This window comes from Paenibacillus caui, from assembly GCF_019904135.1.
GTDB classification, from domain to species: domain Bacteria; phylum Bacillota; class Bacilli; order Paenibacillales; family Paenibacillaceae; genus Fontibacillus; species Fontibacillus caui.
Genome location: NZ_JAIOGQ010000012.1, coordinates 1 through 18,822 on the forward strand (window position 1 = coordinate 1; position 18,822 = coordinate 18,822).

The window sequence follows — 18,822 nt, forward strand, 5'->3', positions numbered from 1 at the left end:
CCGGCGTGGTGCATGGGAAATGTCTCGAAACACAAATAATGCCCTTCCGACTTCTTTCTGGGAAGCGAAAGGGCTGAAAAGTTTGCTTTCTCGTTATTTGGAACTTCGTTAACCTTTTGGAACCGCCGTATGCGGACCCGCATGTACGGTGGTGTGAGAGGACGGGGGTTAGCCGCCCCCTCCTACTCGATTAGATGGAGGTTAGGCGCATTATGGAGCCGTAAGCCGAGTCACATTGAAATATAAGAACGTAGATCGAAGTTACAGACCAGAGGAGGTGCGGCATGAATGATAGAAACCGTTTGTGGGCAGTGGCCTTGATTGTAGTCGGCATTGCCATGATCGTTGGCAACTGGATGAGTTTCTTTACCATCGTCGCACTGATTCTGCTGATATATGGGGTCTATAAAATCCGCCAGGGAGAAGAAGTGAAGACAGGCTACATTCTGCTCGGGGTAGGCTGCGGCATTATTTTGCTGGATCATTTTGTCCTGGTGATTATGATCTGTTTAATTTCGCTAGTGATCTTTTATATCAAAGCCAAAAAATCACGGCCAAGTCAAGGATACATGCAGAAGCAAAATTTTGTGTCCAGCATCCACTGGGACCGCGATCCCTGGGCGCTCCGGAGTGTGGGGATGTGGCATGTTCTGGGAGAGCTCGATGTAGACTTGTCTCTCGCTATCGTTGAAGGCGAGGAGAACATCCTGATGTTTCAGGGAATCGTAGGCGACCTGGATCTCGGGCTGTCCGAGGATTACGGCATTGAGATCGATGCTTTTGTCTTTTTCGGCAGAATCGGGTTTGGCAGAGACAGTGAGACAGGCATGATGAACCGCATTCACTGGCGTTCCCCGAATTACGAGCAGCGGGAGCAGAAAGTGAAAATTATCGTCTCCTATTTAATTGGCGATGTAGATATACGTTTAACTTATTGACAGGAGGATCACGATCCGATGAAAAGGAAAAAGCCGGTGAACATAGTTTCCCGCAGCATGCGTGACGGGATTCTCCTGTCTTTCTTGTTACTGGCGGTCATTTTGTATATTTTAAGTACATATGGGTATTTGAATCCAATTACTTCCTGGCGGCAGGGCATTATGGCGGGGCTTACGCTGTCTTCGCTTTTGATCGCGGTCGGTGCCGTATATGGATTTTATGATGTTTACCGGATTAAACGAAGGCTGGATTTGCTGCGGGATTCTTTGATTCAGTGGGAAAAAGGGAACTTGTCGCGTTCCGTGCCAAGTCTTGGGGAAGACGAGGTCGGGAAACTCGGAGAGCAGCTGGAGCGTATTGGAAAACGATGGGAGGAGCAGTTGACGTCGCTTCAGCGCCTCTCCACCAACAATGCGCGGCTGGCCGAGCAGGCGCGGGTATCCGCGATTGTCGAGGAACGCCAGCGCCTCGCGCGCGAGCTGCATGACGCCGTATCCCAGCAGCTCTTTGCGATTTCGATGACGGCAACCGCCGTGGGAAGAACGCTGGAAAAGGATTTCGACAAAGCCCAGCGGCAGGTTGCGCTCATTGAGGAGATGGCTTCGGTAGCCCAGTCGGAGATGCGCGCGCTGCTGCTCCATTTGCGGCCGGTATATTTGGACGGCAAGGATCTTACGCAAGGGGTAGAGGATCTGGTTCGGGAGCTCAAGGCAAAAGTGCCAATGGACATTACGCTGGAGATGGACCGCGATCTCAAGCTGGTCAAAGGAATCGAAAATCACTTGTTCCGGATCATTCAGGAGGCGATGTCCAATACGCTCAGACATGCGAAAGCGGACAAAATGGAGATACGGATTTTCAAGAGAGCCGAAGCGGTTCGTGTTATTTTGAGGGATAATGGCGTTGGCTTTGAACTGGATGAAGCCAAACAGACTTCCTACGGCATTTCTAATATGCAGGAGCGTGTTCGCGAGATCGGGGGCTCCGTACAGTTCATTACGGCGCCCGGTAAAGGGACGCGGATTGAAATTACAGTGCCCTTGCTGATGGAGGAAGGGGCATGGAAGGATGGCGAGCAAGATGGGAATGGAGCTGGAGACACCGATCAAAGTACTTTTGGTGGATGATCACGAGATGGTGCGGATCGGTCTGGCAGCGGTCCTCGGCACTGAGGACGGGATCGAAGTGGCTGGGGAAGCGAGCAGCGGCGAAGAGGGCATCCGGCTGGCCCAGGAATACAAGCCGGATGTCGTCCTGATGGATCTGGTGATGGAGGGCATGGACGGGATCGAAACAACGCGGCAGCTGCTGAAGCTGTACCCGGATTGCAAGGTCATTGTGCTGACCAGTTATCTGGATGACGAAAAAATGTATCCGGTCATAGAGGCAGGGGCGTTCAGCTACTTGCTCAAGACGTCAAGGGCTACCGAAATTGCCGATGCAATTCGTGCTGCTGTCCGGGGCCAGTCCGTACTGGAATCCCAGGTAGCGTCCAAAATGATGAACCGTTTCCGCCAGCCGAAGGCGGCGGCGCCGGCTCACTCGGAGCTGACGGAGCGCGAAATGGACGTCCTGCGGCTTCTGGCGCAGGGGAAGTCCAATCAGGACATTGCGGATGAGCTGATCATCGGGATCAAGACGGTGAAATTTCATGTCACCAATATTTTGGCCAAACTCGGTGTGGAGGATCGGACTCAGGCTGCGATTTACGCTTATAAAAACGGATTGGCGGAATAAATAATAGAAATATGAATAGTAATAGTAAATGAAGAGTAAATACGCAGTAACTAGAGCGCAATATTAAATTAAGCCGCTTCCGAGCCTGGAGGGCTTATTTTTTTTGGACAACAGGAATACAATTCTCTCAAACCGGACATGCTAATCTCATAGATTACTAGTGTTCGGGGAGGAGAAACACGGTGAGAAAATTTGGATCGGTTCTCATGATGGGAGCTATGGTGGGCATTGTAATTGCAATTATGATATTGGCAGGCTTCGGACCGGCCGGTTCCGGGCGGCAGGCGGATGACAAGCTGGAGCATGCAAAACATCAGCTCGAAGCGCTGATCCTGCTGGGTACAGAAAATGCGGTGGGACGGATTGCCGCTGTCGTGAAATGGCAAGGGGATTGGAAGTCGCAGCTGCGTCCGGAAGAGGCAGCCGGGCAGCTCGCTGAAAAATTGGGCCTCAATGCTCCAGAGCTTTCAAAGGTACAGGATCATACCGTATATGAGGCCGAAGGATCTTATGGCAAAGTTGCGGGTAAGCTGTCGGTAATGGAGCTGGATAACCGGCTGTATGTGGTATTCCGGTTGGACGGAACGGCGGAAGAAGCCGGGGAACTGCAGCAGGCGCAATGGAATGCGGGACGCGTTCTGCTTGAGAACGGTGCCGATGTCAAGTGGAATGCGTCGGTTCAGGGCTTGGCGCCGGCCAGCGAAAGGAGCGGGGACCGTAATGCCGATGCAATCGCAAGCGCTTCGGAGAAGCTAAAGCAGATCGAGATGACGGCTGCGAAGCTGAAGCCGGCTGCCCTTGATGCTTACAGTGACGGGACGACGGTCTCACGGAGCTATTATATTCCTTCTTTTTCAATTACGTCTATTGTGGGAGAAGGAAAGGTTTCCGGTCTGCAAATGGCGGTTCATACGGATACGGTCACAGGGCTGCAGGAAGTGTCTTTTGGCTCCCCCATGCTGACTATAGAGTATTAAAGTTACCATGGAAACAGGATTTACAGGGCCGCCTTTCGATCAAGATAATATCAGGTTTTTTTATAGAAACGATCATTGTTTTTATTAGGCCGAACATGGTATCCTCTTTTCAGATATGCTAAAATGGCATCACGTGAAATAAAGCTAATGTGAATGATTGATGTGAATCAGACCGTAAATCATATACTAATTACATGTAGAAAGAATGAGGAGCCATGGCTGAAAATCAAAGTATGGATACATTGCAAGCACCAGGTACTGTTTTTTTCATTTTTGGAGCTACAGGCGATCTAGCGCATCGCAAGCTGTACCCGGCCATTTATTCCCTTTATCGTGAAGGGAAATTATCTGAGGATTTTGCGGTAATTGGCGTGGCGCGCCGTCCGCGTTCACCGGAGGAATTCCGCAGCGACATTCGTGAATCCATTACGGAATTTTGCCGCTATAAAGTGAACAACGAAGAAGAGTGGAACCGCTTTGTGCAGCACTTTGAGTACAAGTCGCTGGACATTAATAATATTGACGGATACGTCGAGCTCAAGGCGCAGACGGAAGCGCTCGAGCAGCGCTTCAACATTCCGGGCAACCGGCTGTTCTATTTGGCCCTTGCGCCGGAGCTGTTCGGCAGCGTGTCGCTCAATCTCAAGAAGGGCGGAATGCTGGACAGCGAAGGATGGCATCGTCTCGTGATTGAGAAGCCGTTCGGCTATGATCTGCCTTCGGCTGAAGAGCTTAATGCCCAACTGAATCAGGTCTTCAAGGAAGAGGAAATCTACCGGATTGATCACTATCTCGGCAAAGAGATGGTACAGAATATTGAAGTGATCCGCTTTGCGAACGCTTTTTTTGAACCGCTCTGGAATAACAAGCATATAGCGAATGTGCAGATTACGCTCAGCGAGACGGTAGGCGTTGAAGAGCGCGGAGGATATTATGATCATGCCGGCGCTTTGCGCGATATGGGCCAGAACCATATGCTGCAGATGCTGACCATGATCGCCATGGAGCCGCCTAGCCGTCTGCTGCCGGAAGATATCCGGGACGAGAAGGTCAAGGTGCTGCGTTCGCTCCGTCCTTATCAATCAAGCGACGAAGTTCGGGACAATGTAGTCCGCGGCCAATATACGGCCGGTGAAAGCGGAGGGAAGAAGCTCCCCGGCTACCGTGAGGAAGACAAGGTTGATCCGAACTCCAACACGGAAACTTATTTTGCCGCGAAGCTGTGGGTCGATAACTTCCGCTGGGCAGGCGTACCATTCTACATACGTACGGGCAAGCGCCTCCCGGTGAAGACGACGGAGGTTGTCGTTGAATTCAAGAATATGCCAACGAATGTTTATCTTGGACAACGGCATTCCCTGCAGCCGAATTTGCTTGTCATCCGCGTCAATCCGATGGAAGGCATTTATATTAAAATTAATGCCAAAAATCCGGGTACCGAATCGGAGATCAAGCCGCTGGCGATGGAATTTTGCCAAAGCTGCCAGGTAGGGATCAACTCGCCCGAGGCTTATGAACGCCTTATTCATGATGCCGCCCACGGGGATTCGACTTATTTCACCCGCTGGGATGAAGTGGCTACCGCCTGGTCCTTTATCGACCGGATTGCCAAGGCCTGGGCTGAAAGTCCGGGCGATCTTAGAACGTATCCGGCAGGTTCATGGGGACCGCAGGAAGCTCAGGATCTGCTCGCAAAAGACGGCTACAAATGGTGGCCGGTGAACGGTCAGGAAGAAGACAATGTCATCTGGATTAAAGGCTAATCGCTTAGGGGAACAAATCGAAAATATCCTCATACGCTTGACGTATGGGGATGTTTTCACGTAGGACGGGTATTTCTGCCCTGCAGTCGACGGTTCGTCAGGAGGCAAGGCGGCTGCAATCCGTTTCTACTTGTGTCCAGCGAAATATGATACAATATGTGCATATGTGCATGAGTACTTATGGAATGAAGGGATCAGTGAAGAAATGAGCAAAGCTTTGGATGAGGTGCTGCAGCAGGAAGTGGACAAACGCCGGACGTTTGCGATCATTTCCCACCCGGATGCGGGGAAGACGACATTGACGGAAAAGCTGCTGCTGTTTGGCGGAGCCATCCGTCTCGCAGGTTCTGTAAAGGCCCGGAAAGCTAGCAAGCATGCGACAAGCGACTGGATGGAAATCGAGAAGCAGCGGGGGATCTCTGTTACTTCTTCTGTCATGCAGTTTGATTATAATGGACATCGAATCAATATTTTGGATACGCCGGGTCACCAGGACTTCAGTGAAGACACCTACCGGACACTTACGGCTGCGGACAGCGCGGTCATGCTGATCGACGTTGCCAAAGGGGTCGAGCCCCAGACGATCAAGCTGTTTCAGGTCTGCGCCAAACGGGGCATTCCGATCTTCACCTTCATCAACAAGCTTGACCGCGAAGGGCGGAATCCGTTTGATTTGATGGAAGAGCTGGAGCAGGTGCTCGGCATCCGTTCGGTGCCGATGAACTGGCCGATCGGCTCGGGCCGGGAGCTGTCCGGCGTGTATGACCGGGTAAAAAATCAGGTCGAGCTGTTTCAGGGCGACGACCACTCTACCATCCAGGTGAAGAAGGTGGACGGCTATCAGGATCCGGTTATCGGCGAAATTGCGGGTGAATATTTGCATGAGCAGCTGTGTCAGGATCTGGAGCTGCTTGACGTGGCCGGCGACCCGTTCGATTATGATAAAGTAAGACGAGGAGAGCTGACGCCGGTCTTTTTCGGTAGCGCTGTGAACAACTTTGGCGTACAGACTTTTCTGGAGAACTTCCTTGAGCTTGCTCCGAAGCCGGAGCCGCGCAGAAGCACGTCAGGCTTGGTCGAACCTACGAATGAGAAGTTCAGCGGTTATGTTTTCAAGATTCAAGCAAACATGAACCCGGCCCACCGCGACCGGATCGCCTTCCTGCGCATTGTATCAGGGAAGTTCGAACGCGGGATGTCGGTGAAGCATATACGGGTAGGCAAGGATATCAAGCTGTCCCAGCCGCAGCAGTTCCTTGCGCAGGATCGCGACATCGTGGACGAAGCGTTTCCCGGCGACATTATCGGGTTGTTTGATCCGGGGATTTTCCGGATTGGCGACTCCCTAAGCCAGAATAGCGAGATCATGTTTGACGAAATGCCTACCTTCTCTCCCGAAATTTTCGCCAAGGTGACGGCCAAGAACGCGCTCAAGCATAAGCAGTATCAAAAAGGGATCGACCAGTTGACGGAGGAAGGCACCATTCAGGTGTTCCGAACGGTCGGTTTCGAGGATACTCTGCTCGGCGTTGTCGGCCAGCTTCAGTTTGAGGTGTTTGAATACCGGATGAAAGTCGAGTACGGGGTGGATGTTCAGCTTCAGCGGATGCCGTACCAGTTCGCCCGCTGGATCGTAGCGGATCATATTGATCCGTCCAAGTTCCGGATTAACTCGGTACTCGTGAAAGACAAGAAGGACAACTACGTCGTCCTCTTTGAGAATGAATATGCGATGCGTACGGCGATGGAAAAATTTCCGGAAGCGAAATTTTTGGAAACAGCCCCGTAACGTAAGGCTGAGTCTCTATAGTGCATGATAAACAAAATCCCTCTGGCCGGCCTTTATGGTTCGGCAGAGGGATTTTGCGTAGAACAAGCATAGAACGGCGTCAAATTCCGCATCATCTAAATGAAAGCGGAGAAGCGATCATTTAGTGGGATCGGAATGTATGACGTTTTCGCTCCAAACAGCGCTAGGTCTGTTACTTCGCCCGAGGTGCTGCGGAAGAAGATTTGAGCGCATTTTCCAGAACGGTAATAAGTTCATTTTGTTTGCTCTGGTCGATGTTCTTCCAGATCAATTCGAAGGCTACGCCAAGACCCGGAAGGGCTGCTTCCTGGGCCCCAATGGACCCTTCAATCATCTCGCGCAGCCCGTTCTGGTCGCTACCGATCATTTTTTGCACAACCGCTTGTCTTAAATCCAGCATTACTGCCATGGTGACAATCCTCCTCAAAGGTTCGAAGTATGCGCGCCGGCCAGCTGTCAAGAAGTTTAAGCCAAACCATGCTGCTCTCTCGCTGCCTTATAGAGGTATCAGCGGGGCTGCTCCATTCAAGGCAGCAAGATTAATGTTCCCCCAAGCGCCTATGGAAATTCAAGTAACCATTGGATTGTGTTATACTGAATAGAATGTTAAATATTATAAGCTGTGCAGGTGAATAATGATGCCCAAGAAACAATTTGCAGTCATCGGGATGGGACGGTTCGGCTTCAGCGTGGCAAGTGCGCTGAGTACAATGGGTTTTGACGTACTGGCTATCGATGCCGACGAAAGCCGGACTCAGGCTGTATCCAATATCGTAACACATGCCGTATCCGCCGATTCAACGGATGAGGAAGCGCTGCGGGCGCTGGGAATTCGCAACTTTGATGTTGTCGTTGTGGCGATCGGAGAGAATATTCAGGCCAGCATCCTGACGACTTTAATTCTGAAAGATCTCGGCGGTCCGCTCATTGTGGTCAAGGCCCAGAATGAGCTTCACGGTAAAGTGCTCCAGAAAATTGGCGCGGATAAAGTGATTCATCCGGAGCGGGATATGGGGCTTCGGGTTGCCCATCATCTGGTATCGCCGAACATTATTGACTATATAGAAATCTCGGAAGAGTACAGCATCCTTGATATTCGCGTGCCTGAATCGATGGTCGGCAAAAACCTGAAGGAGCTTGATATCCGCGTTAAATACAAGTGCAATGTCATGGCCATCAAAAAGGATGGAGGCACTAAAATGAATATTTCTCCGGATGCGAATGAGCGGCTGGTTGATGGCGATGTGCTGGTTGTAGTCGGACACAAGGATGATTTGACGAAGCTTGAGCTCGCAACGGCGCAATAAATAAAAGGCAGGAAGGTAAGACTATGCAAATTGAATCCCTCCAGAACAGCCGAGTCAAGGAATGGGCTTCCCTTTTGGAGAAGAAGCACAGGGATAAGCATCGCAAATTTATCGTGGAAGGGATTCATCTCGTCCTGGAAGCTTTGAAAGCCAAGGCGGATCTCGAATGCGTCGCTTATTCACTGGAACGCGGCATACCGCCGGAGCTCGCTCAGGCTGCCGCAAGTTCGCTTGGCGTGCAATGGATCGGCGTATCCGAAGCGGTCATCGCCAAATGCACCGACACCAAAACGCCCCAGCCGGTCTTTGCGGTCGTTCGCAAGACGGGCGCCTCCACGGAGGAGCTGCTAAGCCGCCCGAACAGCCTGGTTGTCGTCCTTGACGGCGTTCAGGATCCCGGCAATGTGGGCACGATTATCCGCAGCGCGGATGCCGTAGGCGCGGACGGCGTCATCATCGGACGAGGCTGCGCCGATGTGTATGGCCCCAAGGTCATTCGCTCGACGATGGGATCGCTGTTCCATCTGCCGATCGTGGAAGGCAGCCTTGCTGAGCTGCTCCCTGAAGCGAAGTCCCGCGGCATTCGCATTGCAGGGACAAGCCTGCAGTCAGCCCGAGTTTGCTACGATTATGATTTCACCGGGCCGGTCTGGCTGCTCTTCGGCAGCGAAGGGGGAGGCCTATCCAGAGAATCCATGGAGCTGCTGGATGACGCGATTATCATCCCGATGAAGGGTCAGGCGGAGTCGTTGAATGTGGCGATGGCGGCCTCGGTGCTGCTGTATGAGGCGCTGCGGCAGCGGGAATTTTAATTAAACATAAAAATTACTGTCCGCAGACACCACTAGAGACTGGAAACTACTCGGTACATCAACCGATCAGGAGCTAGTCTTCTTTTATTCTCTACATCTAAACAGTTGAGATAAGAGAATGGAGAGGAGCATTCTAATGACGAAAGGCAAAACCGTCCATATAAGGCAATTAAACGTACATGATGCTGCAGAAAGTCTGAGATTGCAAACGGAAAATCGTGATTTTTTTGAAAAATTTTCGATGACTCGAGCTGTTGATTTTTACAAGATAGAAGGCCAAATTAACATGATACAAAATCATCATGAGCATGTGCAAAAGGACCAAGGGTACGCCTTTGGGATATTTAAAAATGATGACGATGCGTTAATTGGAACCATCAGCCTTTTTCAGGTAATTCGCGGTTCTCTGCAAAGCGCTTTCATCGGCTATTTTTTGGACAAAAAACATAATGGCAAAGGCTATGCGACAGAAGCTGTACAATTAATTTGTGAATATGCATTCGGTGAGTTAAAGTTGCATCGTATAGAAGCTGGAGTTATGCCTCACAATATTGCATCCATGCGTGTGTTGGAAAAAGCAGGTTTTCATAAAGAAGGAATCGCTCAAAAGAACGTTAAGATCCATGGAAAATGGGAAGATCACCAGGTGCTGGCTTTAATCAATCCGGATGATTAACCGATTGGAAAAAGAACTATGATCAGATACGACTGTAAAAGCAACTATTGCTATCCTAGCTTATTACATAACAGCCTTGTTCCGGTAATTCTACCGGTTCAAGGCTGTTTCTATTTGAATGCTAAACCCGCAAGGATTGCAGAAACAGAATGATGACAATACCCCTTGACATCCTGTATATACAGGATTAAGATGTAGTCGAGAAGCAAACCTGTATATACAGGAAAATATGAAAGCGTTGGCATTCTATGAAAATACATCATGCATGGGAGGAAAAACGATCCATGGAGCATAGCCATACCGCCGACTGGTGGAAGAAATCAACCGTTTACCAGGTGTATCCCAAAAGCTTCAAAGATACAACCGGCAGCGGTGAAGGGGACATCCGGGGGCTGATCGAGAAGTTGGATTATTTGCAGGGACTCGGAATCGATATTATCTGGCTTCAGCCGGTGTATGTTTCCCCGCAAAATGATAACGGTTACGACGTGGCCGATTATTGCGAAATCAATCCCGAGTATGGAACAATGGCGGATTTTGATGAGCTGGCAGCCGAAGTGCGCCGCCGGAACATGCATCTGATGCTGGACATTGTGGTTAATCATTCTTCAACGGAGCATCGATGGTTTCAAGAAGCGAAACAATCAAGAAATAATCCGTACCGCGATTATTATATTTGGAAGGACCCGGCGCCGGGCGGCGGAGTGCCCAACAACTGGCAGTCGAAATTCGGCGGACCGGCCTGGCAGTACGATGAAGCGACAGGACAGTATTTTCTGACATTGTTCGATAAAACGCAGGCTGATTTGAACTGGGAAAATCCCGCTGTCCGGGAAGAGGTCGTCAAACTGATGACTTTTTGGGCGGAAAAGGGAGTCAGCGGCTTCAGGCTGGACGTCATCAATCTGATTTCCAAGGATCAGAATTTCCCGGATGACGACGGCAGCGCCCGGCCTGGAGACGGACGTAAATTTTATACGGATGGCCCAAGGGTTCATGAGTACATGAAGGAACTGAACAGAAGGATTTTTAAACCGTACAATTTGGTGACGGTCGGGGAAATGTCGTCGACTTCGCTCGAGAACTGCATTCTTTATTCGAACCCGGAGCAGAACGAGCTTTCCATGACGTTCAATTTCCATCATCTAAAAGTCGATTATCCGAACGGGCAAAAATGGGAGCTCATGCCTTATGATTTCGAACAACTGAAATCGCTGCTGTCCAGATGGCAGACCGGCATGCAGGAAGGCTGCGGCTGGAATGCGCTTTTCTTCAATAATCATGACCAGCCGAGAGCCTTGTCCCGATTTACGGACGATTCCGAGTACCGTGTCGAAAGCGCGAAGCTGCTGGCGACTACCTTGCACGGATTGCAAGGCACGCCTTATGTGTTTCAGGGCGAAGAAATCGGCCTGCCCAACCCGAAATGGAACGGGATTGAAGAAATGCGGGATGTCGAGTCGCATAACATTTACCGGATTTTGCAGGAGCAAGGCAAGAGCCCGGAAGAAGCGTTTAACATCATTAGGGAACGTTCACGCGACAACTCCCGGACGCCTATGCTGTGGGACAGCACTCCGAATGCCGGATTTACAAGCGGAACCCCGTGGATCAAGGTCGATGAGCGCTACCCTGAAATTAACGTAGAAAGACAGCTTCACGATCCGGATTCGGTTTATCATCATTACAAAAAGCTGATCGGGTTAAGAAAGAAGCATCAGATTCTGATTGACGGAACGTTTGTCCGTCTCGATGAGGCGCATCCTCAGGTGTTCGCTTACAGCCGGGTGAAAGGCCAGGAGGCTGTAGTGGTTGTATCCAATTTCAGCAAGGAGCAGACCGTGTTTCAGTTTGCGGACGCTTTTGCGGAAGAGTGGCTGGAAGCCGGCCCTGCCGAGCTGTTAGCAGGCAATACCAAGCAAGTTCCTCCATTGTGGAAGGAAATGGCATTATCCCCTTTTGCATCGTATATGTGGTTAATCCGGCGGAAATGATTTTTGAAATCATAAGGGAGTGAACGAAGATGGCGATCGACAAAAGAAGCGTTGAGCAAATTGTTCAGGCTGTCGGAGGCAAAGAAAATATCGAAGCCGCCACACACTGCGTAACAAGGCTCAGGTTCGTTCTTCATGATGACAAGAGAGTGGATGAAAAGCTGCTGGACCAAAATGAACTGGTCAAAGGCCACTTCCAGACGCAAGGCCAGTTTCAGGTTGTGATCGGTCCCGGGCTCGTAGATAAAGTGTATGATGAAATGATCGCCTTTACGGGCGGAGAGCGGGCTTCCAAAGACGAAGTGAAAAAGGCCGCAGGCAAAAAACAGAATATTGTGCAGCAGGCGATCAAGACGCTGGCCGATATTTTTATTCCTATTTTGCCGGCCATTGTAACCGCGGGTTTGCTGCTGGGCATCAACAATATGTTGACCGACCCCGGCATCTTTTTCAAAGGGCAATCGCTTGTCGATGTTTATCCGGCCTGGACCGACTTTGCTTCTATTATTAATCTGATCGCCAATACGGCGTTTACGTTTTTGCCGGCTTTGATCGGCTGGTCAGCCGTTGTCAGATTTGGAGGCAGCCCGCTCCTCGGGATTGTGCTCGGCCTGATTCTCGTGCATCCGGATTTGCTGAACGCTTACAATTATGCGAACGCCAAGCTTGAGGGAACCGTCCCGGTCTGGAATTTGTTCGGCTGGGAAGTTCAAAAGATCGGCTATCAGGGGCAAGTGCTCCCGGTTCTTGTCTCGTCTTATCTGCTAGCCCAAATTGAGCGTTTCCTCAATAAAAGAGTCTTGGATTCCATCAAGCTTCTAATCGTGGCGCCAGTCGCTCTGCTCATTACGGGCTTTCTGGCCTTTACAGTCATCGGTCCTGTAACCTTTGCGATTGCCAATGCGATTACAGACGGCATCGTTTATATTTTTAACACGTTCCCTGTTATTGGCGGTCTCCTGTACGGAGGGTTCTATGCTCTGCTCGTGGTTACCGGCATGCACCATACCTTTTTGGCGGTGGACGTTCAGCTCATCGGGTCAGAAGGCGGAACCTTCCTCTGGCCAATGCTGGCGCTGTCAAATATCGCTCAAGGCTCCGCAGCTCTGGCCATGATGTTCGCGTTGAAAGAACAAAAGACTAAGGGGCTTGCCGCGACATCCTCTGTTTCCGCTTTTCTCGGGGTTACGGAACCGGCCATTTTCGGCGTGAATATCCGCTATAAATATCCTTTTATCTTCGGAATGATCGGGTCCGCGCTTGCCGGGATCCTGCTGACGATCAATCATGTCCTGGCTTCCTCGATCGGGGTCGGAGGCATACCGGGCTTCTTGTCCATTTTCCCTGAAAAATGGGGCGTCTTCTTTGCCGGAATGGGCATCGCACTGGCGGTTCCATTTGGCCTTACGATTCTGTTCGGCAAATTTGCGAAAGCCGGCGCAGGCAACAAAACGGAACCTGGCTCACCGCAATCTGAGACTGCAACGCCAAATACGGGCGCGGGGATCGAGGCAGCTAATGAAGCGTCTGCAGCCTCTGAAACAGATGCCTTGAGCAGCAGCACTTTGCTAAAAGTGCTTGAGGTTGCCGCGCCTCTTCGCGGAACGACGCTTCCGCTGAAGGAGGTTCCCGATCCTGCATTTGCAGAAGGGCAAATGGGGCAGGGAATAGCCATCAACCCTTCGGTTGGCCGTGTGGTGGCTCCGTTTGATGCCCAGGTTGTTCATCTCATAAAGAGCAAGCACGCTGTCATGCTGGAGCATGCGAGCGGCGTCCAGATTTTGATTCATGTTGGCATTGATACAGTCAAGCTGAAAGGCAGCGCGTTTACGAGTCATGTCGAGAGCGGCGATCACGTGAAAGCCGGACAGCTGCTGCTTGAATTCAATATGGATGAGATCCGGGAAGCCGGCCTTCCGCTGACGACACCGATCATTGTTCCGGACGGACAGACGAGTGTAGGAAAAGTCGAAGAGCTGTACCCGGGGGATGTTGCCGAGGACGGCGCATCCATTTTGAAAATCCATTTGGCCTTCTGAACTTATAAGCGAAGCCCTATACTTTCTTATAGTTCCCCGCAGAAACGGATTCCGCCTTTGTAAAAGACGGATTTGCCGTTTCTCCTTATTAAGCGGGTATGGTAAGATGGGAACGGTGATCAGCGTGAAGAAGAATATATTTTTAAATATTTATAAGAAATACGCCCAGTTGATCCAAACCGGTCAAATGGCGTCCGGGACCAAGCTTCCCTCGGAGAGCGAGCTGGCCAGTCAATACAACACATCAAGAGAAACGGTGCGCAAAGCTCTGAACCTGCTTGTCCAAAACGGATATATTCACAAAATCAAAGGCAAAGGTTCGTATGTACTGGATATTCACCGCATGGATTTTCCGATTACCGGTTTGATCAGCTTTAAGGAAATGGCTGAAAAAATCGGCAAGCCGTCAAAGACCATTGTATATAAAACGGGTCTTATCCATGCTGCGGGTGAAATTGCGCGCTATTTGATGCTGGAGGACGGCGAATCCGTTTGGGAAGTGATACGGGCCCGTGAAATCGACGGGGAACGGATTATTCTGGATAAAGATTATTTTCTCCCGGAAATTGTAACCGCATTAACGGAACAAATAGCGGCGAATTCGATTTATGAATATTTGGAGCAGCAGCTTCATTTGGTCATTAGTTACGCCAAAAAAGAAATTTCCGTCGAAGAGTCGACGGACGAGGATCGCAGGCTGCTTGATTTTAAGGGCTTGTCCCATGTCGTTGTGGTCCGGAATTTTGTGTATCTCGAAGATACGACATTGTTTCAGTATACCGAATCCAGGCACCGGCTTGACAAGTTTCAGTTTGTCGATTTTGCGCGCAGGGTTCATTAGCGTCAGCTGTCAGCATTTGGGGATTATCAGGGTTGCCAGAGCTTTCGCGCGAGAACTTGGCAGCCCTGTCTTCTTTTTTGTCCCCCTCCAGCATAACCTGTTAAAGAGTTGGTAGTGCCGGGAGGTTGATAGCATGCGAATAGGAAACCGGATTTTTCTGTTCAGAAGGCGAAGATGGCGCAGCCGGCGCAAAAGAAGCTGGATGGGAAGCAGCTGGATGGCAAGCAGCAGGACAGGAAGCGGTTGGACGGGAAGCGGCGTGCAGCGGAAACGAAGACGTTTCAGCAGGCGGAAAATTTGGCTGCTATTAATCGTGTTGTTGATAATCGCGGTTGTTCAGATGATCGTTTATGTCGAGCGCCGTATGGAAGAGCCTCTCGTTCAACTGGCCAAGGTGCGGGTGAAGCAAATTGCTACCGAATCGCTGAATGAGGCGATTACAGAGCAGGTGGCGAAAGGTCAGCAGTACGGCGATCTCATTGACTGGAAGACGGACTCGTCAGGCAAAATAACCGGGTTCATGCTGAATTACAAGTCGCATATGGAGATTACGTCGGAAACGGTACAGACGGTAAGACAAACGCTGGAACGTGTCTCCAAACTGAATGAGCGGATCCCGCTCGGTCAGGCATTGGGCAGCCCGATTCTGGCCTCCTTCGGACCGCGGATTCCGATCCGCATCGAGCCGCAAAGCGATGTGAAGGTCGATTTGAATACAAGGCGGCAGGATGCCGGGATTAATATGATTCTGGTCGAAGTTTACCTGCACATTAAAACGGAAGTATCCGTGATTGTTCCTTTTAATATGGGACCTCAAGCGGTAGAAACGGAGATTCCGGTATCCTATCTGCTCGTTGTTGGCGATGTTCCCATGTATTACTATGACAATAAAGGCAATCCTGTAGGGGAAAATGGAGCAAGCGCGCCCAATATCGCGCTGCCTTCCCGGGTGCAAACTCCGGGTACCTCCTCCGAAAACGGAGGGGCGGGTAGTGCCGGTGATAAAACACCGTCTTCGAATACGCCATGAAATAAACAGAACGCCCATCTACAACAGATGGACGTTCTGTTTATTTGCGTTTTCTTCTTTCCTCGTTTTCCCACCGTTTCAGCAGCGGGTAAGGGTCGAAGGCCCACTCATTGTAGCCTGTATCCCGGTAAATGCCGTAATGCAGATGAGGCGGAAATTTTCCCTGCGTTCCGGGTTTGCCGTATCCGCTGCTGCCTACCCAGCCGATCACCTGACCGGGAACTACCAAGCTCCCTACATCGATTTTTTTGTCAAAGCCCTGCAGATGGGCATAATAATGGTAGCGATTGTTCAAATCCCGTATTCCGACCCGCCATCCGCCAAAACGGTTCCAGCCTTTCATCTCTATAATCCCGTAGCAGGCGCTTCTGACCGGAACGCCGTATGGCGCGAACAGGTCGGTTCCTTCATGGATGCGCAGCCCTCCAAAACCGCGGCGGTCGCCCCAAGTGCTCCGGTAGCTGTAACTGCTGGATAAAGGCAGAACAAAGGAGGTTTGAAACAAATCGAGTTTGCCAAAAGCCTGATAAATTTTGACAAATTGACGAACGCGGCTGACGGCCCTGTCGTTCTGATAATATCGCCATAAAGCAATATGAAAATCCTCTTCGGACAAGCCGTACCGCTTCAAGTAGCAGGCCATGCTGTACAGCGTATCAAGGTCATCCGCCGGATTGGCGGTTCCATCTCCCGTGGCGTCCCGGCCGATCCCTCCGAACAGGCTGATGGATACAGGACGGGTATCTTCCGGATCCGGGTTCAGCCATCCGGCCCAGAATTCGGGACGCGGATTGATTCCAATCAGCCGTCCTTTAAGCTTTTCGGCTTTGGATTTTGGAGTAACCGTCCGTTCATACTGATCGACTGCAGCGAGATAAACCCATGGAACATGGGTCAGCTCACTGATCTCCCGGATAAGCTCCCCGCGCTGTCCCAATATTTCGTCACTCGAAGGTGCAGCTTGTTTTTGTATCGGGTCGGCTTGTTTGGTTGTTTCGGCCCAGGCAATAGACGCGGGAGATTGGGTAATCAGGATCAAGACGGTCAGGGCGGATGTCAACATTTTGCCGCAGCCTTTTACAGCGTGACTCATATATTTCTCTCCTTTTAGCAAATGGATAACATTCATACATCGCACCAGTTTTGATTTCATAGTTAATTTGGAACATCGGGCGGATTTTTATCCATATGAGGTTCGAGTATTTGGTCTGCTTTCATGTTATAATGTAGAGACGCGACAGTTATCCAAGAGGAAGGAAGGTTGTAACCATTGTCGAAACACGTTAAAGAACCGAAGCCGGATTGGATTCGGATTAAAATGACGACCGGGGAAAATTACCAGGATATCAAAAATATGATGCGCTCCAAAACACTGCATACCGTATGTGAAGAGGCGCGTTGCCCGAATATATATGAATGCTGGGCGAATCGAACTGCTACTTTTATGATTTTGGGCGATATTTGTACTCGTGCTTGCCGCTTCTGCGCTGTTAATACCGGCATGCCCACCGAGCTGGACCTTAAGGAGCCGGAGCGTGTGGCTGAAGCCGCTGAGAATATGAATCTTAACCATTGCGTTGTAACGAGTGTAGCGCGGGACGATCTGAAAGACGGCGGGGCTATGATTTTTGCCGAGACCGTACGCGCTATTCGCAAACGGCTGCCGTTTTGCAGCGTTGAAGTGCTGATTCCCGATTTTCTGGGAGACGCGGACTCGCTTAAGATCGTTATGGATGCAAAGCCTGACATTCTGAATCACAATATTGAGACGGTGGAAAGATTGTCTGACCGGGTACGGGCGAAGGCCAAATATCGGCGTTCGCTGGAGCTGCTTCAAAGAGCCAAGGAGATGCAGCCGAACATTCCAACGAAATCAAGCATTATGCTTGGCGTAGGTGAGGAATGGGACGAAATTTTGCAGGCCATGGACGATTTGCGGGCAGTGGACTGCGATATTCTTACGATCGGTCAATATCTCCAGCCGACTCCGAAACATCTGAATGTGGAGAAATACTACCGTCCGGAAGAATTTACGATGCTCAAAGAAGAGGGAATGAAACGCGGCTTCAGCCACGTGGAATCAGGACCGCTCGTGCGAAGCTCCTATCATGCGCATGAACAGGTGAATTCGGCCAAAAGCGCTAAAGAAGGTGCGCAATCGCCGGCGTAACGAACGAGGGGGAACACGGTGTTTATTCAGATTGGCAATAAAAGCTATGAGCTCGTCCAGGATAACAGGAACGGCTGGAACCCTGAAGCGTTCAAGCAGCGCTACAGCGAGGTGCTGGACCGTTATGATTATATTGTCGGTGATTGGGGATATAATCAGCTCAGATTGAAAGGCTTCTATAGGGATAACCATCCGAAAGCTACCCGGGATACCGCTATTTCAAGCATGGCGGATTATATTAACGAATATTGCAACTTTGGCTGTGCTTACTTTGTGCTGCAGAAGGCGAAGGATCTTCCGAAGGACAAGGAAACTTTAGTGGGTGGCCGACCGGACAAAGATGAGGAAGCCGGTGCACCAGGGGCTGCTCCTAAAGACCAGCCGCTTAGGGAGCATCTCTCTTCCCGGGAACATCACGCCAAGATGAAGCAGGCCAAAGAGGCAAGCAAGGCTGCGGCCAGAGAGGCCAGAGAAGCTAAAGAGGCTGAACAGCGACTGTCCAGAGAGCGGCTCGCCCAGACTTCCGGCAAGGATGGGCAGACGAATCAATAAAGCAAGAACGGTTTCCACTTTCGGGAACCGTTCTTTGTTATGCGCTAATTGCAACCTTAGCCCGAAATAAATGGGGCTAAGGTTGCTTTATTTTTTTGAAAATGAATTTTGTAAAGTTAATAGTTTACAGTTTGAAAATACAGGCATTATATTCCAATGACATTCCTCTGTTAAA

At 50.5% G+C, this 18,822-nt stretch carries 17 protein-coding genes and 1 pseudogene; 16 read left to right on the forward strand and 2 right to left on the reverse strand.

Annotation, left to right across the window (positions count from 1 at the left end; all coding sequences use genetic code 11):
* From K7397_RS22005 to K7397_RS08845, 7 genes and pseudogenes are all read left to right on the forward strand, one after another.
* Positions 1-112: pseudogene (locus tag K7397_RS22005) on the forward strand (group II intron maturase-specific domain-containing protein); the annotation flags it as partial.
* Positions 113-284: 172 nt separating this feature from the next.
* Positions 285-938 (forward strand): cell wall-active antibiotics response protein LiaF, encoded by a 654-nt coding sequence (gene liaF, locus K7397_RS08820; RefSeq protein ID WP_223067584.1) that lies wholly within the window; start codon positions 285-287, stop codon positions 936-938.
* Between the two features lie 18 nt (positions 939-956).
* Complete coding sequence (locus K7397_RS08825) at positions 957-2,066, forward strand: sensor histidine kinase (protein WP_223067585.1); 1,110 nt, start codon at positions 957-959, stop codon at positions 2,064-2,066.
* Positions 2,026-2,676: a response regulator gene (locus K7397_RS08830; protein ID WP_223067680.1), complete on the forward strand. Its 651-nt coding sequence runs from the start codon at positions 2,026-2,028 to the stop codon at positions 2,674-2,676. The genes K7397_RS08825 and K7397_RS08830 overlap by 41 nt, the downstream gene beginning before the upstream one ends.
* 182 nt (positions 2,677-2,858) lie before the next feature.
* Positions 2,859-3,653, forward strand: coding sequence for a hypothetical protein (locus tag K7397_RS08835; RefSeq protein WP_223067586.1), 795 nt, complete (start codon positions 2,859-2,861; stop codon positions 3,651-3,653).
* Positions 3,654-3,868: 215 nt separating this feature from the next.
* A complete protein-coding gene (gene zwf / locus K7397_RS08840) occupies positions 3,869-5,416 on the forward strand; it encodes a glucose-6-phosphate dehydrogenase (RefSeq protein ID WP_223067587.1) in 1,548 nt (515 codons plus the stop codon).
* A gap of 205 nt (positions 5,417-5,621) precedes the next feature.
* On the forward strand, positions 5,622-7,205 hold the full coding sequence (locus K7397_RS08845; protein ID WP_223067588.1) for a peptide chain release factor 3: 1,584 nt from the start codon (positions 5,622-5,624) through the stop codon (positions 7,203-7,205).
* 193 nt (positions 7,206-7,398) lie between these two features.
* Here K7397_RS08845 and sspI read toward each other — a convergent pair whose 3' ends face one another.
* On the reverse strand, positions 7,399-7,635 hold the full coding sequence (gene sspI, locus K7397_RS08850; RefSeq protein ID WP_223067589.1) for a small acid-soluble spore protein SspI: 237 nt from the start codon (positions 7,633-7,635) through the stop codon (positions 7,399-7,401).
* A 229-nt stretch (positions 7,636-7,864) separates the two neighbouring features.
* Between sspI and K7397_RS08855 the strand changes: the two genes are divergently transcribed.
* The 7 genes from K7397_RS08855 to yunB all read left to right on the forward strand — a co-directional run bounded on the left by K7397_RS08855 (position 7,865) and on the right by yunB (position 15,925).
* Complete coding sequence (locus K7397_RS08855; RefSeq protein ID WP_223067681.1) at positions 7,865-8,533, forward strand: potassium channel family protein; 669 nt, start codon at positions 7,865-7,867, stop codon at positions 8,531-8,533.
* 23 nt (positions 8,534-8,556) lie between these two features.
* Entirely contained in the window at positions 8,557-9,345 is a 789-nt protein-coding gene (locus K7397_RS08860; protein ID WP_223067590.1) for a TrmH family RNA methyltransferase, read from the forward strand.
* A 136-nt stretch (positions 9,346-9,481) separates the two neighbouring features.
* The gene (locus K7397_RS08865; protein ID WP_223067591.1) at positions 9,482-10,021 is read left to right on the forward strand and encodes a GNAT family N-acetyltransferase; all 540 of its coding nucleotides are present in this window, start codon (positions 9,482-9,484) and stop codon (positions 10,019-10,021) included.
* 284 nt (positions 10,022-10,305) lie between these two features.
* A complete protein-coding gene (treC, locus tag K7397_RS08870) occupies positions 10,306-12,015 on the forward strand; it encodes an alpha,alpha-phosphotrehalase (RefSeq protein ID WP_223067592.1) in 1,710 nt (569 codons plus the stop codon).
* A 29-nt stretch (positions 12,016-12,044) separates the two neighbouring features.
* The gene (treP, locus tag K7397_RS08875) at positions 12,045-14,054 is read left to right on the forward strand and encodes a PTS system trehalose-specific EIIBC component (protein ID WP_223067593.1); all 2,010 of its coding nucleotides are present in this window, start codon (positions 12,045-12,047) and stop codon (positions 14,052-14,054) included.
* A gap of 124 nt (positions 14,055-14,178) precedes the next feature.
* Positions 14,179-14,895: a trehalose operon repressor gene (gene treR / locus K7397_RS08880; protein WP_223067682.1), complete on the forward strand. Its 717-nt coding sequence runs from the start codon at positions 14,179-14,181 to the stop codon at positions 14,893-14,895.
* Positions 14,896-15,028: 133 nt separating this feature from the next.
* Complete coding sequence (gene yunB / locus K7397_RS08885) at positions 15,029-15,925, forward strand: sporulation protein YunB (protein ID WP_237690798.1); 897 nt, start codon at positions 15,029-15,031, stop codon at positions 15,923-15,925.
* 40 nt (positions 15,926-15,965) lie between these two features.
* Here yunB and K7397_RS08890 read toward each other — a convergent pair whose 3' ends face one another.
* Entirely contained in the window at positions 15,966-17,018 is a 1,053-nt protein-coding gene (locus K7397_RS08890) for a M23 family metallopeptidase (RefSeq protein ID WP_237690799.1), read from the reverse strand.
* 177 nt (positions 17,019-17,195) lie between these two features.
* On the opposite strand from K7397_RS08890, the gene lipA reads away from it, so the two are divergent.
* Both lipA and K7397_RS08900 read left to right on the forward strand, forming a co-directional pair.
* Complete coding sequence (lipA, locus tag K7397_RS08895; RefSeq protein WP_223067594.1) at positions 17,196-18,095, forward strand: lipoyl synthase; 900 nt, start codon at positions 17,196-17,198, stop codon at positions 18,093-18,095.
* Positions 18,096-18,113: 18 nt separating this feature from the next.
* Entirely contained in the window at positions 18,114-18,647 is a 534-nt protein-coding gene (locus K7397_RS08900; RefSeq protein WP_337926701.1) for a YutD family protein, read from the forward strand.
* The last annotated feature ends 175 nt before the right edge of the window (positions 18,648-18,822 follow it).

Bases quoted from the DNA above. Each gene is read 5' to 3' on its own strand.
- liaF (WP_223067584.1), top strand. From the start codon at position 285: ATGAATGATAGAAACCGTTTGTGGGCAGTGGCCTTGATTGTAGTCGGC.
- K7397_RS08825 (WP_223067585.1), top strand. From the start codon at position 957: ATGAAAAGGAAAAAGCCGGTGAACATAGTTTCCCGCAGCATGCGTGAC.
- K7397_RS08830 (WP_223067680.1), top strand. From the start codon at position 2,026: ATGGAGCTGGAGACACCGATCAAAGTACTTTTGGTGGATGATCACGAG.
- zwf (WP_223067587.1), top strand. From the start codon at position 3,869: ATGGCTGAAAATCAAAGTATGGATACATTGCAAGCACCAGGTACTGTT.
- K7397_RS08845 (WP_223067588.1), top strand. From the start codon at position 5,622: ATGAGCAAAGCTTTGGATGAGGTGCTGCAGCAGGAAGTGGACAAACGC.
- sspI (WP_223067589.1), bottom strand. From the start codon at position 7,635: ATGGCAGTAATGCTGGATTTAAGACAAGCGGTTGTGCAAAAAATGATC.
- K7397_RS08855 (WP_223067681.1), top strand. From the start codon at position 7,865: ATGCCCAAGAAACAATTTGCAGTCATCGGGATGGGACGGTTCGGCTTC.
- K7397_RS08860 (WP_223067590.1), top strand. From the start codon at position 8,557: ATGCAAATTGAATCCCTCCAGAACAGCCGAGTCAAGGAATGGGCTTCC.
- K7397_RS08865 (WP_223067591.1), top strand. From the start codon at position 9,482: ATGACGAAAGGCAAAACCGTCCATATAAGGCAATTAAACGTACATGAT.
- treC (WP_223067592.1), top strand. From the start codon at position 10,306: ATGGAGCATAGCCATACCGCCGACTGGTGGAAGAAATCAACCGTTTAC.
- treP (WP_223067593.1), top strand. From the start codon at position 12,045: ATGGCGATCGACAAAAGAAGCGTTGAGCAAATTGTTCAGGCTGTCGGA.
- yunB (WP_237690798.1), top strand. From the start codon at position 15,029: ATGCGAATAGGAAACCGGATTTTTCTGTTCAGAAGGCGAAGATGGCGC.
- K7397_RS08890 (WP_237690799.1), bottom strand. From the start codon at position 17,018: ATGAGTCACGCTGTAAAAGGCTGCGGCAAAATGTTGACATCCGCCCTG.